13 protein-coding genes are annotated in these 14885 nt (G+C 60.3%); 2 read left to right on the top strand and 11 right to left on the bottom strand.

Features of this window, described 5'->3' with window-relative positions; translation table 11 throughout:
- Positions 1-161: 161 nt before the first annotated feature.
- From NGR_RS07645 to NGR_RS07655, 3 genes are all read right to left on the bottom strand, one after another.
- Positions 162-1061: a helix-turn-helix domain-containing protein gene (locus NGR_RS07645; RefSeq protein ID WP_015887677.1), complete on the bottom strand. Its 900-nt coding sequence runs from the start codon at positions 1059-1061 to the stop codon at positions 162-164.
- Between the two features lie 139 nt (positions 1062-1200).
- Positions 1201-2106 carry a helix-turn-helix domain-containing protein gene (locus tag NGR_RS07650; protein ID WP_015887678.1) on the bottom strand — a complete coding sequence of 302 codons (906 nt, stop codon included), beginning with the start codon at positions 2104-2106 and terminating at the stop codon, positions 1201-1203.
- 126 nt (positions 2107-2232) lie between these two features.
- On the bottom strand, positions 2233-3132 hold the full coding sequence (locus tag NGR_RS07655; RefSeq protein WP_015887679.1) for a LysR family transcriptional regulator: 900 nt from the start codon (positions 3130-3132) through the stop codon (positions 2233-2235).
- Between the two features lie 122 nt (positions 3133-3254).
- Here NGR_RS07655 and NGR_RS07660 point away from each other — a divergent pair, with 122 nt between their 5' ends.
- Positions 3255-4187 (top strand): VOC family protein, encoded by a 933-nt coding sequence (locus NGR_RS07660; protein ID WP_015887680.1) that lies wholly within the window; start codon positions 3255-3257, stop codon positions 4185-4187.
- A gap of 53 nt (positions 4188-4240) precedes the next feature.
- Positions 4241-4843 carry an alpha/beta hydrolase gene (locus tag NGR_RS07665; protein ID WP_015887681.1) on the top strand — a complete coding sequence of 201 codons (603 nt, stop codon included), beginning with the start codon at positions 4241-4243 and terminating at the stop codon, positions 4841-4843.
- A 181-nt stretch (positions 4844-5024) separates the two neighbouring features.
- On the opposite strand, the gene NGR_RS07670 is transcribed toward NGR_RS07665, so the two are convergent.
- The 8 genes from NGR_RS07670 to hisD form a co-directional block, all read right to left on the bottom strand.
- Positions 5025-6032, bottom strand: a complete 1008-nt coding sequence (locus NGR_RS07670) for a glycoside hydrolase family 3 N-terminal domain-containing protein (protein WP_015887682.1) — start codon at positions 6030-6032, stop codon at positions 5025-5027.
- A 98-nt stretch (positions 6033-6130) separates the two neighbouring features.
- The gene (locus NGR_RS07675) at positions 6131-7714 is read right to left on the bottom strand and encodes a GMC family oxidoreductase (RefSeq protein WP_015887683.1); all 1584 of its coding nucleotides are present in this window, start codon (positions 7712-7714) and stop codon (positions 6131-6133) included.
- Positions 7715-9229 (bottom strand): FAD-dependent oxidoreductase, encoded by a 1515-nt coding sequence (locus NGR_RS07680; protein WP_015887684.1) that lies wholly within the window; start codon positions 9227-9229, stop codon positions 7715-7717. It abuts the gene before it with no gap.
- Between the two features lie 11 nt (positions 9230-9240).
- Complete coding sequence (locus NGR_RS07685; protein WP_015887685.1) at positions 9241-10341, bottom strand: ABC transporter ATP-binding protein; 1101 nt, start codon at positions 10339-10341, stop codon at positions 9241-9243.
- 4 nt (positions 10342-10345) lie between these two features.
- The gene (locus NGR_RS07690; protein WP_015887686.1) at positions 10346-11251 is read right to left on the bottom strand and encodes a carbohydrate ABC transporter permease; all 906 of its coding nucleotides are present in this window, start codon (positions 11249-11251) and stop codon (positions 10346-10348) included.
- Complete coding sequence (locus tag NGR_RS07695) at positions 11244-12137, bottom strand: carbohydrate ABC transporter permease (RefSeq protein WP_015887687.1); 894 nt, start codon at positions 12135-12137, stop codon at positions 11244-11246. Before NGR_RS07695 ends, NGR_RS07690 begins: the two co-directional genes overlap by 8 nt.
- Positions 12138-12197: 60 nt before the next feature.
- On the bottom strand, positions 12198-13445 hold the full coding sequence (locus tag NGR_RS07700) for an ABC transporter substrate-binding protein (RefSeq protein ID WP_015887688.1): 1248 nt from the start codon (positions 13443-13445) through the stop codon (positions 12198-12200).
- A gap of 63 nt (positions 13446-13508) precedes the next feature.
- The gene (hisD, locus tag NGR_RS07705) at positions 13509-14822 is read right to left on the bottom strand and encodes a histidinol dehydrogenase (RefSeq protein ID WP_015887689.1); all 1314 of its coding nucleotides are present in this window, start codon (positions 14820-14822) and stop codon (positions 13509-13511) included.
- Between the last annotated feature and the right edge of the window lie 63 nt (positions 14823-14885).

The raw sequence follows: 14885 nt of genomic DNA on the forward strand, positions 1-14885 counted from the left end.
CCTTGGGTCCCGTGCTTTGAGCCTACCTGTAGCCCGAGCGAGCCCATGTGCGGAGATCTCCGAGTCGCTCTGAATTGGCGCATCATCGCCGCGACTGCGACAACGTTCTTGTACAAAACTCACGCGTTTTGAACGATGTGGGCCAATGGAAGTGATTAGACTCAAAGCGGATCCAAGGCCACGCCGAGCGGCCTATTCTTTCGTCTGAAGCGTGCCGGTGTGTCGCCCGTCAGACTAGTGAACACTCTGGTCATGTGGCTCTGATCGGCGAAGCCGCAATTGATCGCGACCTCCGCAATCGACAGGTCCTGCAACAACAGCTCCTTGACCCGCGCGACCCGGTACTCGGTCAGCCATTTCGAAGGGGTGCGCGCAAAGCTCTCCTTGAAAGCCTTGTTGAAATAGCTGCGCGACAGTTCGCAGCGAGAAGCCAGATCTCCGATCGAGAACGGCTTGTTGAAATGAGCTGCGAGAAATTCGGTAGCGAGTCTTTCCTGCCAGGGCGCCAAGGTCCCTTTCTTGTCCACCGGAAAGTGCAGGCCGCCATAGGTCTGACTGAGATGCGCCAGCATGGCGAGATTGATCTGCTCCAGGAACAGAGGATTGGCCTGTTCCGGGTTGTCGAGCGACGGGAGCAATGCCTGCGCGAGCCCGTGCATCACGGGATCGATGCGACCCGAGAAGCAAGAAAGCGCGACGTATTCGCTGCGCCCGACCTCCTCCGCAAAGGCGCGCAGGCGGGCAAATGGAATCTGGAAACGAACGTTGTCGAACGGGGAGAGTGAATGACATTGCCATTCATCGCGAAGATCGGTGATCGTAAGCGAGGCCTTGGCACCCCCGCCGTCATGCACCAACTCGGCACCTCGCCACAACCTCTGGGAATTGAAGTCACGCAGTTGAACGGTGACGCCAAATGCTTCCGAGCGCGGAATGACGGCTGCGTCCATATCGAAGCGATCGGAATACGTCCTGGTGACAATGATGTCGCCGGAAGCAACTGATTTGACGATCGGGCCCAGCCGATGACGTGTGCCGTTCAATCCCTCATGCAGGTCCATCGGCGTCGTCTCCAGATAACTGGCCATGTGCGACCGTCAGTGCTGTCTCCAGGGCTACAATAGTGCCGGATCGACTGCAGTGCGATCTCTACAATAGTCCCGAGGTTTGAATGGAAAATGGCCTCATTGCACAAAACCGTCACTGTAACCAACGCGCCCGCCAGGCCCCTGGGGTGCTGCCCGTCACGCGACGGAAACCCGTGATAAAGTGATTCTCGTCGGTGAAGCCGCAGCGGGTGGCGATCTCCGGTACTGTCAAAGAATGCTCGCCGAGGTACTGCTTGGCACGTGCTGTGCGATAGCCCAGAAGCCACTGTTGCGGCGTCTGACCCGTCACCCCCTTGAAGCCTGCGATAAAGCGACGGGTGGAAACACCGGCCGCCGAAGCTGCTGCGGCCATTGAGAACTGATCGGCAAAATGGTCGATCATGAAGTCCTTGGCCGCCTTTTCCTGCCAAACGGAGAGGCGCGTTGAACTGGAGCCTGGCTGATCGGGATCGCCGTAGGCGTGAAGCAAGTGCGCACAGATGGCGATGGCAATGTGCTGTAAGACCGGGGCCTGGGAGTTCCCTTGCCTCTCGAACAGCGGCAGAAGCGCCGCTCCGAGATTGCACATCACATCATCGTGCTCGCCCCGCCGGCATCGAAGCCTCGTTGCTTTTGGGGCAGTGGAGAACTCTGAAACTTCCCGAAAGAGTTCTCGCGGTATTTGGAAGGCGAGGGAATCGAGATCGCTGGACAGCCGGATGCAGGCTCCATTGGCAAGGTCGACGAGGCAAATGGAACCCTGCCGGAAGCGGCGTGTCTCGCTCTCGGTGCCATCGGGACCGACATCGCAATGATACGCATCCTTGAGGTACAGCATCAGAAAGTAAGCTTCGTCGGGCGGCAAGGACACCAGGCGGCTGGCGTTCCCGTCGAGCCGCCATTGCAGGCGCGTCACGGAAAATCCGGCGTCCCGAACCGGCCGAGCCGGGAGACATGGAGCATACGGCAGGCCGAAATGAGCGCCGACGCCCTCTTCCGTTCCCGTCCTGTGATTCATCCGCACCTCCCAATGCTGCTAAAGGAAGCATGCCTGCAGGCGCCTTCAAATTCTTGTAACATTTGCTCGCCTTTTGCCGGAAAGGACACCTTTGAGCCGAAAACAGGACTGGAGTTCGCGGCGGCCTCACAGCGGGCGCGTATGGGTGACGTACTTTTCGAAGAAGTCCGAGAACCTTGCAACGCGCATCGGCAGCTTCTCGTAAGGCGGATAGTATAATGTCAGCCACAGTTCGGGAGGCTCCCACTCAGCAAGGACCTGCTTCAGAGTGCCGCGCGACAGCGCATCATCGACGATGAAATGCGGCAGCAGAGCCACGCCCTGCCCATCTTCCGCCAACCTGGCGATTAGCTCGCCGTTGTTCGCGGCCAGTACTTTGCCGGCCAACGCCTTTCGGGTCCGCCCGCCGTTCGTCAGCTCCCAGCTCTCGGCGATCGCCTCCTCGTCGTAGGCGATGCAGGCATGTCGATGCAGGTCATCGGGCATCTCGGGCGTTCCGAAAGCAGCGAGATGGCCTGGGGAGGCGACAAGGATACGCCGCACGCGACATACTTTGCGCCATATTGTTGACTTGTCCCGCGGCGGCTCCGAAACCCTCAGTGCGAGATCGAACCTTTCGGACACGATGTCGATGAACCGGTCTGTCAGGGACAGGGAAACACTCACCCGCGGAAATTCGGCCCGAAAGCCTGAAACGATGTCTGGCAGGATCTGTTGACCGATCGACAGCGGCGCGTTGATGCGGATCAGCCCCGCCACGTCCCCATGCTCTTCGCGCAGATCCTCCCTCACTTGGTCGAACTGTCTGATTAGCGGCTCTACGCGCGCCGCGTAGACGGCTCCCGCGGACGTCAGGGAAACCTGACGTGTGGTGCGCAGCAGGAGCTGAACTCCCAGGCTCTCCTCCAGCGCACTGACGGCGCGGGTCACGGTCGGTGGTGTCATCGACAACTGTCGCGCCGCCGCCGTGAAGCTGCGCTGCTGCGCAACGGCCAGGAATACTCGGATATCGCTCAGATCGCTCATGCCGTTTTATTGCAATACGTGAAATAAATTTGTCAATATTATTCCTGTTCACTTTCGTGACGGCCTGAGCGATTTTCTCTCCAGATCAGCCGATACACGCTAGCGCGGAGGGGAAACCTGCCATGCTCACACAGATCAAAGGCCTTCATCACGTCACGTCGATGGCCGCCAGCGCCCAAGAGAACAGCGACTTCTTCACCAAAACGCTCGGCTTGCGCCGCGTGAAGAAGACAGTCAATTTCGACGATCCGGAGGTCTTTCACCTCTACTATGGTGACGAGATCGGTACGCCAGGCTCGGTGATGACGTATTTCCCGTTTCCCCACATTGCGAGGGGACGTCGTGGCGCTGGCGAAGTGGCCGAGACCTCCTTTGCCATCCCTGAGGGCACGCTCGGCTACTGGAAGGAACGACTCGCCTCGCGCGGTGTCGCCGGATTTTCTGAGCACCAACTCTGGGGGGAGAAGCGCCTTCAGTTCAAGGGCCCGGACGGCGATGCCTTCTCTCTGGTCGAAGTGAAAAACGATCCGCGCCGCGGCTGGACCGGCACTGAGGTCGACGCGGACAAAGCCGTCAAGGGCTTCCACGGCGCAACTTTGCGTCTTACCGATCCTGGCGCAACGCGGGAACTTCTGAGCTTCATGGGTTACCAGGAGGTCGACCGCAAAGGCGAGTGGTCACGCTTCACGATCAGCGGCGGCAACGGCGCCGACGTCGTCGACCTGGAAATCGTTCCCGGTGCCGATCTTGCGCGGCTCGGCGCCGGCTCCGTGCATCACATCGCCTTCGCGGTGGAGGATCGCGCGGCCCAGCTTGAGGTCCGCAAGGCTCTGATCGATACCGGCTATCAGGTCACGCCAGTTATCGATCGCGACTACTTTTGGGCGATTTACTTCCGCACGCCCGGCGGTGTGCTGTTCGAGATCGCCACCAACGAGCCGGGATTTGATCGCGATGAAGACACCGAGCACCTCGGTGAGGTCCTGAAGCTTCCCACGCGCTACGAGCCCTATCGCGATCAGATCTCACGCCGCCTCGAGCCGATCAGAGACTGACTCGCTTCGGGACCACACGGCAATTCGGGTCCGGCCCGACGGAGAAGACTACCATGACGACCTCATCCTATCGGGCGCTCATGAGAGCGCCGCGACGCAACGCGCCCATTATCTTCGCGTTTCATGGCACGGGTGGAGACGAATATCAGTTCGCCGACCTGGCCAGGCAAATCTTGCCGGATGCCGGGCTGATTTCGCCGCGTGGGGACGTCTCGGAGTTTGGCGCGCTGCGCTTCTTTCGCCGGACGAGCGAAGGCTCCTATGACATGCAGGATCTGGCGAGGCGAACAGATAAGATGGTCGAGTTCATTGCTTCCCACAAAGCGGAAAATCCCGGACGAGCAATATATGGATTCGGCTATTCAAACGGGGCAAACATCCTGGCGTCAGTTCTGTTCACGCAGCCCCAGCTTTTCGATCGAGCTGCGCTGCTCCATCCGCTCATTCCTTGGATCCCCGCGGATAACAAGCAGTTGAAAGATCGGCGAATTCTGATCACCGCCGGCCAACGCGATCCGATCTCCCCGCTGCCCCTTACAGAGCGGCTCGTCGACTACTTTGCAGCGCAGAGAGCCCGGGTAGAAGCATGCTACCATTCCGGTGGACATGAGATCCGACCCGAGGAATTGCAAGCATTGCAATCGTTCCTGACCTGAAGAAATCGGCGGCGACCGGCCGCCTTGGCAACGGTCGGATTCTTCCTGAGGCGCCGCCGACATCTATTTATTCACGCCAGCCGAACGCAGATCTAAGGCCGGCCGCGACTGAAGACGAACTCTCGACCCACAGCGGCCGGTCGACGATCACACGAGCAATGTCCCGTAACGGATCTAGCGGTCATCCGCTTACCGATCCGGCGGTGTGGATGCGGACGCGATTGGCAGCAGCGGCAAGGCGGTCGGCTGCAAGGTCTCCGCCCATCACTGCTTCGACAACACCGTCGCACAACTCTTCAAGATGGTGACCTCCGGCAACCAGCAACAGGTCCGTGCCAGCGTTCAACGAAGCAATTGCAGTGTCCAGCAGGTTCCGCTGACGCATCGTGGCCGGCGCATCGAGGTCGTCGCTGACGATCAGACCGTCAAATCCAAAATCACGACGGAGCATACTGATGATCGGTTCGGATGTGCATGCCGCATTTTCCGGATCGATCGCGGTCACCGGTGCGGGGCCAACCATTATCGCCTTTGTGCCGGCTCTGACAGCCGCATGAAAAGGCCCGGCGTTTTCAAGAATTTCTTCGCGGGAGGTATGAAGCGATACATCGGTGAGTGCCGGGTCGGCGTCTAGGTGATTGAACCCGGGAAAATGCTTCGTCGTTGCGATGACCCCGGCACGCTGCACTCCGCTGATATACGCGGAAACCAGGCGGCCGACCTCTTCCTTGTCGATACCGAGCGTGCGGCCCGCAAGCCATGGATTTTGCCCATCAACGATATCGGCAATCGGAGCAAGGTACATCGTCACGCCCAGTGCTCGGGCCGCCTTTGCGTTCTCGAAACATCTGCCCTCCACTTCGACAAGCGAGAGCGATCTCGCTTCAATGAGATCAGGCAGCGGAGGCGCAAGTCCCTCGAGCCGCCGAATACCTGACATCTCCTCATCGACCGCAACGATGAGGCGGGGGCAGACAACTTTCAACCTGGATATCGTGTCGAGAAACAGCGACGCGCTTTCCTTCAGCAGGCGTTCCTTGGACATCCTCCTGGCGACATACTCGCTTCGCGATTCGCCAATCAGGATTGAGCAGCCGCCGTTGCGTAAGAAGGGTTCCATGACGTCGTGAAAGTCCAGCGAGTCGAAAGCCGGAAGAAAAACCGCCCGTGCATCACGCTCAATCGTCATTTCCTGCTCCTGCGAAAGCTGATTCTAAAGTCACGGCACCTACTCAAGCCCCGCGCCCACGGCCGTCATCGATGCCGTCGGACCCGGCGCATTACTCCCTAAACCGACTCCTTTAGATGTTCCGCAGCCTTCTCGCCGATCATGATGCACACCGCGTTGGGATTTCCGGAGATGAGCGTGGGCATGATCGAAGCATCCGCCACCCGGAGACCCAAGACGCCGCGTACGCGAAGCTGCGGGTCGACCACAGCCATGTCATCCTGGCCTGCCCGGCAGGTTCCGGCCGGGTGCAACGCGGCGTGAGCCTCGCGTTGGCAGAAGTCTCGGATCTCCTGACGCGAAGAAGCGGAAGCCGGAACATGTCGACCCGCGAGATACCGACGGATCGCCGGCTGATCCATGATGTCCATGGCGAACAGGGTGCCGTCCGTCAAAGCATCCAGGTCTTCCGGCTCGGCAAAGTAGTTTGGGGCGATACGAGGCGGCTCGCCCGGACTGGCGCTGTTGAGGCTTACTTGGCCTCGCGATCGGGGGCGTATCTGTCCGAGATTGATCGTGCAGCCGTTGCCTCCAGGCACGGCATCGACGCCTTCCTCGATTCCGGCGCCCACGACCATGAAGTACTGGATATCCGGAACCGGCTCGTCCTTGTTGCCCCACCAGAATGCGCCGCCTTCGATCAGATTTGACGATGCCGGCCCTCCCCTGAACAGGAGATAGTTCAGGCCTGCGAGCGCCTTCCAATGCAGCTTCTTATATTTGTCGTAGCTGTGCGGTCCGGTCAGTTGATAGATCAGGGATATCTCGATGTGATCCTGGAGGTTCTGGCCGACGCCGGGGAGATCGGCGTGCACTTTGATGCCGTGCTTCTCGAGATGCTCAGCCGGTCCGATGCCCGACAACATCAGGAGCTTCGGCGAGTTTATGGCCCCGGCCGACAGGATGACCTCCCGGTCGGCGCGCAAGATCTGGGTTCGCCCGCCTTTCACGTATTCGACTCCGACTGCCCTTCCCTTTTCGATGACCACTCGCGTGACGCGGGCGCCGGTCTCGACCCGCAGGTTACGCCTCTTGCGCGCCGGTCCGATGTAGGCGACAGCAGCGCTGCTCCGCCTGCCGTTCCTCGCGGTGATCTGATAGAGGCCGCAGCCCGCTTGGTTGCCCGAATTGAAGTCCGGATTGTAGGGAAGACCCGCCTGTTGGCAGGCCAGCAGCCATGCTCGCGTCAAGGGATGAATATACTCGATATCCGAAACGCCGAGCGGACCGCCAACCGCGTGGCTCTCATTGCAGAACCGGTTGTTATCCTCCGCCTTCAGGAAATAGGGTAGAACGTCACTGTAGCTCCAACCCGTCGCGCCGAGTTCGACCCATCGTTCGTAGTCGGAGGGAACGCCCCTGATGTAGATCATGGCGTTGACGGAGCTCCCTCCCCCGAGAACGCTTGCCTGCACCATTGTCGGATCCTCGGATCGGCCCTGTTCCGGCCTCGGGATCCACGGCATGCGCTTCAGCAAAGAGCCTTGTGCGGTTTTGTAGTAGGCGCCAGGTATGTGAATGTACGGATTTATGTCCCTCGGTCCCTCTTCCAGAAGCACGACCGACCTGTCGGGATCTTCGGACAGGCGAGAAGCAACCACGCACCCGGTGGAACCGCCGCCAATGACGATGTAATCAACCATTCAGTTCCCCCGACCGTCGAACCTTGCCTTGATCGCGTGCCCCGCCTTGATCGCGAGTGCCGCGATGGTCAGCGCCGGATTGACCGCAGCAGACGTCGGCAGCACCGAAGCATCGGTGACGTAGAGATTATCGAGATCATGGGCGCGGCAGTCGAGCGACACGACCGAGCTCTTGGGATCTTCGCCCAGCCTTGCGGTGCCGCACTGGTGTGAGGTCGTCTTGCGGCCGAAAGTGCGCGTCAGCACAAGGGGAAAGCCGGCCCTGCGCATCACGTCGCGGGTTCTTTTGATCAGGGCTTCATGGGCACGCATGTTGGAGCGCACCCAATGCATCACGATCTTGCCGTCGCGCACCATGACGCGGCTCTCGGGATTCGGCAGATCCTCGCTTGTCAGGAACCACCCATAGGCATAGCGCGCCATGAGCCCTGCCATCCATGCAGGCACCGTCGGCGTTTGGGCCTTCAGGATATTGCCGGTGATGTGGCCGAGTAGTTGAACATTGCCCAACGGAAAGCCTGTATCCGGGTCTTTGTTGTAGAAATCGTTGAAGGCCAAGGTCTTCTGATAGACGGCGGTGTTGCGAGCCCTTGGGTCGATCGTCAGCATCGCGGTCGTGTTGTGGTTCATGAAGTTGCGGCCAAGCTGATCGGAGCTGTTGGCGAGACCCCGAGGATGCGCGTCATTGGCGGACCTCAGCAGCAGCGCGGCGGACTGAACCGCACCGGCAGCAACCGCGAAAATCACGGCGCCGATCCGCTGCTCTTCACCATCTTTGATAAACACGGCGGCCGTCACTTTCGTGCCGGAGGGGTCCGTTTCCAGTCGCACCACATTGGCGCCCGTGATAACGCTGACGTTCGGGTGCGCCAAGGCACTGGCCAGCGGGCCGACCTCCGCATCGATCTTGCCACGTCCGGTATTCGGGAAAGCATCCCAACCCGTTTTCGCCCGTCGGAGCCATTCCTCGATATCGATCGCCAACGGCAGGCTTGCAGGGTGGACGCCGGCCTTGCGCAATCTTTCGCGTACTGCGGCAATGGCCGGCTCATCGGGGACAGCCGGAAAGCGGTAGGAATGCGATCGGGGCGGCTCCGTCGGATCCTCACCGGCCGCACCGCGGACGCTGTAGATTTCCTCCGCCTTCTCGTACCAGGGCTCCATGTCGGCGTAGCTCAGCGGCCAGCCAGGCGACCTGCCATCCATGTGCGGCCGCGGCTCGAAGTCCTCGGCCCTATAGCGATACATCACCGCCCCGAAGAACTTCGAATTGCCTCCGACATAGTAGTAATTTCCAGGCAGGAAGGACTCGCCATCGGTACCGACCCATTCTTCAGCCGACCTGTAGAAGCCCTTCTGGAAGATCGCCACGTCATCCCGAGCCTCGGGCGTGTCCTTGAGATACTCCCCGCGCTCAAGGATGACGATGCGCTTTCCGCAGCCAGCAAGACTGTAGGCGAGAGAGCTGCCGCCGATGCCCGACCCGATGATGACGATGTCTGCTACCTGCTGCATGGAATATCCTGTCAATTCATCAGCTCTTCGCTGTCCGGATCGAAGAGAACGACTTTCGAAGTATCGACGGAGAGCGTCGCCGGGGTGCGTGCACTCACCTGCCGGGGCGGCAATCGGGCCGTGACCTCCACGCCGCCAAGCTGGAACACGGCGAGCGTATCGGGGCCGGTGGGCTCCACCACATCAACGTCTACAGAGACTGCACCCTGGGTCTGGCCATTTCCGACGCTGAACATTTCGGGCCGGATGCCGACGAGGACTTTTCGGTTGGCGTATTTGGACGCGGCCTGGCTGGACAGAGTGATTCCTGGAATGCGCGCAGCCTGCCTGTTCGCGACGTCGATGACCGCAGTTAGGGCCCCGCCCTCGATTTCGACTTTGCCTGGAATGATATTCATGGAAGGCGAACCGACGAACCTGGCGACGTAGACGTTCGCCGGCCGGTCGTACACCGTCTGGGGTTCGTCGAGCTGCTGGACCACGCCGCCCTTCATGACGGCGACGCGGGTCGCCAGCGTCATCGCTTCGATCTGGTCGTGCGTGACATAGACGATCGTCGTGCCGAGCCGCGCGTGCAAGCGCTTAATCTCCGTGCGCATGTCGACGCGCAGCTTCGCGTCGAGGTTCGACAGCGGCTCATCGAACAGGAACAGCTTGGGTTGGCGCACGATGGCGCGTCCCATCGCAACGCGCTGGCGCTGACCGCCCGACAGTTGCGAGGGTTTGCGATCCAGCAGATGCGTGATCTGCAACAGATCCGCCGCAGCTCGAACGGCCTTCTCGCGGTGAGCCGGCGGTATGCCGCGGATCTTCATGCCGAATTCGATGTTCTGCCGAACAGTCATCGTCGGATAAAGCGCGTAGGACTGGAAGACCATCGCAATGTCGCGATCTTTCGGCGACAGCTCGTTCACCACCTTGCCGGCAATCCGGACCTCTCCGCCTGAGATGTTTTCAAGTCCGGCAATCATGTTCAGAAGGGTGGACTTGCCACATCCGGACGGACCAAGAAGGACAAGAAAGTCTCCCGTCCCGATTGAGATGCTCACCTCCTTGAGGACTTCGAGATTACCGTAGGTTTTGCGGACGCGATCGATTTCAAGAGTGGACATGGGATCAGCCTTTCACGGCGCCGGCCGTCAGTCCGCGGACGAAGTAGCGTCCTGCGATGATGTAGACCAAGAGAGTGGGGATGGCGGCGATCATGGCTGCGGCCATGTCGACGTTGTACTGTTTGCGCCCGGTGGTCACGTTGACGATGTTGTTGAGCGCAACCGTTATCGGGCTGTTGCCACCGGATGTGAACGAAACGCCGAACAGGAAGTCGTTCCAGATCTGCGTGAATTGCCAGATGCAGGAGACGACGATGATCGGGATAGATGTGGGCAGGATGACGCTCCAGAAGATCCTGAAGAAGCCAGCGCCATCGACCATGGCCGCCTTCGTGAGTTCGTCTGGTAGCGAGACGAAAAAGTTCCTGAAAAACAGCGTCGTGAAGCAAATGCCGTAGGCGACATGGACAAACACGAGGCCGGGAATGCTGCCCGCAAGGCCAAGGAGCCCCAGCGTCCGCGCCATCGGGATGAGGATCGCCTGATAGGGCAGGAAGCATCCGAAGAGTAGCAAGCCGAAGACGAAGTTTGCGCCCGGAAACCGCCATTTCGTCAGGATGTAGCCGTTGATGGCCCCAATGCCGGTCGAAAGGACGACCGCCGGAATCACCATGAGCAGCGAGTTTACGAAATAGGGCTTCAGACCGGTGCATTCCGTGCCGATGCAGGCCTCAGACCAGGCTGCACGCCAAGCGTCAAGCGTGACTGTCTGCGGCGGGCCTATGAAGGAGCCGCCGTAGATTTCGTCGAGCGGCTTGAGCGATGTCACGACCATGACCCAAAGGGGCATCAGGTAGAGAACCGCCATGACAGCGAGTGGGCCATAGATGAACAGACGACCCAGCCGCATCCGATTTTTCTGCGAAAGGGCGTCGCCAATTTGTGTCTGCTGCGAGAGGGCGTTAGCCATTGTTGCGCTCCCGAAGTTCGGAATAGAGATAGGGGATGATGATTGCCGCGACGGTCATGAGCATCATGATCGCGCTCGCCGCCCCGACCCCCATCTGGTTTCTGCGGAACGTCGCCGAGAACATGAAGGTCGACGGAAGTTCCGTTGCGGATCCCGGGCCCCCGTTGGTCAGCGCCAGCACGAGGTCGAAGCTCTTGATCGCGATGTAGCTCAAAAGGACAATCACGCTGAGCATCGCCGGCCGCAGCATCGGGATGATGATCTGCCGATAGATCAGCGGGAGGCTTGCGCCTTCGATCTGCGCGGCCTTGATCACCGAGTTGTCGATGCCTCGCAAACCGGCCAGGAAAATCGCCATGGCGAACCCCGAGGATTGCCAGACACCGGCAATGACGACGGTGTAGATCGCCATATTCGGATCGGTGATCCAGTCGAACGTGAAGCCCGTCCAGCCGAGGTCGTTGACCACCTTCTGGATGCCGAGGCCGGGGTTCATGATCCACTTCCATGCCGTTCCCGTGACGATGAACGACAGGGCCATCGGATAGAGGTAGACCGCCCTCAAGAACCCTTCCGAGCGGATGTTCTGGTCGAGGAGGATTGCCATCAGCAGGCCGATGCCAGTCGAGAGCAACAGGAAGAGAGCGGAGAAGATAAACAGGTTCGCGACGGCAGTGTGCCAGCGCGGCGTCGCCCACAGCCGAACAAATTGCTCGAGACCCACGAAGTCGTAGACCGGCACGAACTTCGAGGAGGTGAAAGAGATCACACCCGTCCAAAGGATGAACAGGTAAACCGTGACGATGACGACGAGCAGGCTGGGAGCGACGACAATGCGTGGAAGCCAGCCTGCCAATCGTGATGAAAAACTCTTGGCGGCGTTCATGTGCTAGCTCCGATGACCAATCCATTGAGGGGGCCGGGTGCTGGGCACCCGGCCGTTGTGTCAGCGGGCGTTGTCGATGCCTTCGACGAGCATCTTGACGGCGTCTTCCGAAGACATGTTGCCGACAAAGAACTGAGCGGCCACGTCGCCGAACACCGATGCGAATTCCGGCTTGGCGGCAAAGCCGTGCGTCATCGCGCCCAACATGCTGCCCGCCTTGATGGCTTCGGCACGTTCGTTGAAACCAAGCTTCGCGCAATCATCGAAGTCGTCCACGGAAACGTCAGTTCGAGCCGGAATGGACCCCTTGATCAGGTTGAAGCCCTTCTGCACCTTCGGATCCATGATCGTTTCGGCCAGAGCCACCTGGGCCTTCTGGACCGTCTCGTCCTTCACGGTGAACATGCCGAAGCTGTCGATGACGTACTGGAACGAGGTGACCTTGGCAGGCGTCGCGAAGCAGTAGAAGTCTGTATTCGGCTTCAGCCCCTTGGCGAGGAACTCGCCCTTCGCCCAGTCTCCCATGAACTGCATCGCAGCTTCGCCGTTGATGACCATGCCGGTGGCGACGGCCCAATCGCGGCCGACGAAATTAGCGTCGACGAGACCACGGACCTCACGCAGCGTGTCGAACACCTTGACCATTTCCGGACTGTTCAGCGCCGCCGGGTCGAGGTCGATGGCTGCCTTCTTGTAGAATTCCGGGCCGTTCAGGTCCGACAGCAGCGCATCGAAGATGATCCCGATCTGCCATGGCTCGTCGCCCATGGCGACCGGTGTCACGCCTTTCTCCTTGAGCTTCTTGCCGGCTGCGATCAGGTCCGCCCATGTCTTGGGCACCGCGATACCGGCCTCGTCGAAGATCTTCTTGTTGGCCCATACCCAGTTCTGGCGGTGCATATTGATCGGCGCCGCAATGAACGCCTCTCCGGAGGTTACGAATGTCAGCAACTGCGGGGGAAGCGCCTCACGCCAGCCGCCGGCCTTGGCAAGGTCGTTCAGGTCGCGGACGACGCCCTGTTCGGCCCACTGCGGGCCTTCCCAGCCCAGGAACTGCATGGCCCCCGGCGGGTCGCCCGACGTCAGGCGGGACCGCAGGGCCTGCTGCGCGTTTGCGCCGCTCATGCCTCCGACGGCGGAATCCTTCCACTGGAAACCCTTGGTTTCCAGGTCCTTGCGGATGACGTTCAGGGCGTCGACCTCGCTCTGGGAAACCCAGTGGTGGAGAACCTCGATCGTGCCTTCCGCATGTGCGGCCGCTGGCACCAACATCGTGGCAGCGACAAGACTTGCGATAAACTTTGACATCTATGTATTCCTCTCTGGTTGCGGTTGATCGCAGGCCCTTGGCGGGCTCTTTGTGCGAAGTCGTTAGTTGGGGTCCGCCGGCATCGCGTAGCCGACGTTTTTGCGGCCATACCGGCGAACACGGATGTTCGATTGCTCTGCGTGGCCGGCAAATCCTTCCATGAGGCAAAGCCGCGAGCCGTATTGCCCGATCAAAGCGGATGCCTCGTCCGTCTCGATGCGCTGATAGGTGCAGGTCTTGAGGAACTTGCCGACCCAGAGACCGCCGGTGTAGCGGGCGGCCCTGTTCGTCGGCAGGGTGTGATTGGTACCGATGACCTTGTCCCCGAACGAGACGTTGGTGCGGGCACCCAGGAAGAGCGCGCCGTAATTCCTCATGTTGTCGAGGAAGTAGTCGGGATCGCGGGTCAGGACCTGAACGTGCTCGGAGGCGACCCGGTCCCCTTCGGCAACCATCTCGTCGACCGTGTCGCACAGGATGATTTCGCCGAAGTCTTCCCATGCCTTTGCCGCAATCGCCGCGGTCGGCAGGATCTTCAGGAGCCGATCGATCTCGGAGAGGGTGTCATGAGCGAGCTTTTCCGAGTTGGTGATCAGGACAGCCGGCGAGTTGACGCCATGTTCGGCCTGTCCCAGCAGGTCCGTGGCGACCAGTTCGCCGTCGACACTGTCGTCGGCGATGACGAGGGTTTCGGTCGGGCCGGCGAAGAGATCGATTCCGACCTTCCCGAACAGCAAGCGCTTCGCCTCGGCGACATAGGCGTTGCCGGGACCCGCCAGCATGTCAACGGGTGCGATCGTTTCCGTCCCATAGGCCATCGCCGCGATCGCCTGGACACCACCCAGGCAATAGATCTCGTCTGCGCCGGCCAGCGCCTGGGCCGCGACGATCTTCTCGGAAACCCTGCCCTGGAAAGGCGGCGCGCAGGTGATGACGCGCTCACAGCCGGCAACGCGCGCCGTCAGGACGGTCATATGCGCCGAAGCGAGCAGCGGATACTTGCCGCCCGGCACATAGCAGCCGACATTCTGGATCGGGACGTTGCGATGACCCAGGATCACTCCAGGAAGCGTCTCGACCTCGAGATCGGTCAGAGTTGCCTTCTGCGCTTCCGCAAACTTCCGAACCTGGTCCTGCGCGAAGTCGAGGTCTTCCCGCTCCTGTTTCGTGAGGGAATTGATCGACCGATCGATTTCCTGCTTCGAAAGGCGATAGGATTCGCGGTCAAGCTTGTCGAACTGGATCGACAATTCGCGAACTGCCTTGTCCCCGCCATTTCGGACTTTTGCGAGAAGCGCTTCGACTGCTTTGGTCACCGCGCTGTCGGTACCGCCTTCTTCTACTGGGGCCCGCGCTGTTTTGATGTGCCGTATCATGACAAAGACTCTTCGTTTACGGACGCCGCAAGCGCCGCACTCTCAACGTGATGGATGGTGAGG

Origin of the sequence: Sinorhizobium fredii NGR234, assembly GCF_000018545.1 — a bacterium.
Lineage (GTDB): Bacteria > Pseudomonadota > Alphaproteobacteria > Rhizobiales > Rhizobiaceae > Sinorhizobium > Sinorhizobium fredii_A.

Bases quoted from the DNA above. Each gene is read 5' to 3' on its own strand.
- NGR_RS07645 (WP_015887677.1), bottom strand. From the start codon at position 1,061: ATGGACCTGCATGAGGGATTGAACGGCACACGTCATCGGCTGGGCCCG.
- NGR_RS07700 (WP_015887688.1), bottom strand. From the start codon at position 13,445: ATGTCAAAGTTTATCGCAAGTCTTGTCGCTGCCACGATGTTGGTGCCA.
- NGR_RS07650 (WP_015887678.1), bottom strand. From the start codon at position 2,106: ATGAATCACAGGACGGGAACGGAAGAGGGCGTCGGCGCTCATTTCGGC.
- NGR_RS07680 (WP_015887684.1), bottom strand. From the start codon at position 9,229: ATGCAGCAGGTAGCAGACATCGTCATCATCGGGTCGGGCATCGGCGGC.
- NGR_RS07665 (WP_015887681.1), top strand. From the start codon at position 4,241: ATGACGACCTCATCCTATCGGGCGCTCATGAGAGCGCCGCGACGCAAC.
- NGR_RS07675 (WP_015887683.1), bottom strand. From the start codon at position 7,714: ATGGTTGATTACATCGTCATTGGCGGCGGTTCCACCGGGTGCGTGGTT.
- NGR_RS07690 (WP_015887686.1), bottom strand. From the start codon at position 11,251: ATGGCTAACGCCCTCTCGCAGCAGACACAAATTGGCGACGCCCTTTCG.
- NGR_RS07685 (WP_015887685.1), bottom strand. From the start codon at position 10,341: ATGTCCACTCTTGAAATCGATCGCGTCCGCAAAACCTACGGTAATCTC.
- NGR_RS07670 (WP_015887682.1), bottom strand. From the start codon at position 6,032: ATGACGATTGAGCGTGATGCACGGGCGGTTTTTCTTCCGGCTTTCGAC.
- hisD (WP_015887689.1), bottom strand. From the start codon at position 14,822: ATGATACGGCACATCAAAACAGCGCGGGCCCCAGTAGAAGAAGGCGGT.
- NGR_RS07655 (WP_015887679.1), bottom strand. From the start codon at position 3,132: ATGAGCGATCTGAGCGATATCCGAGTATTCCTGGCCGTTGCGCAGCAG.
- NGR_RS07695 (WP_015887687.1), bottom strand. From the start codon at position 12,137: ATGAACGCCGCCAAGAGTTTTTCATCACGATTGGCAGGCTGGCTTCCA.
- NGR_RS07660 (WP_015887680.1), top strand. From the start codon at position 3,255: ATGCTCACACAGATCAAAGGCCTTCATCACGTCACGTCGATGGCCGCC.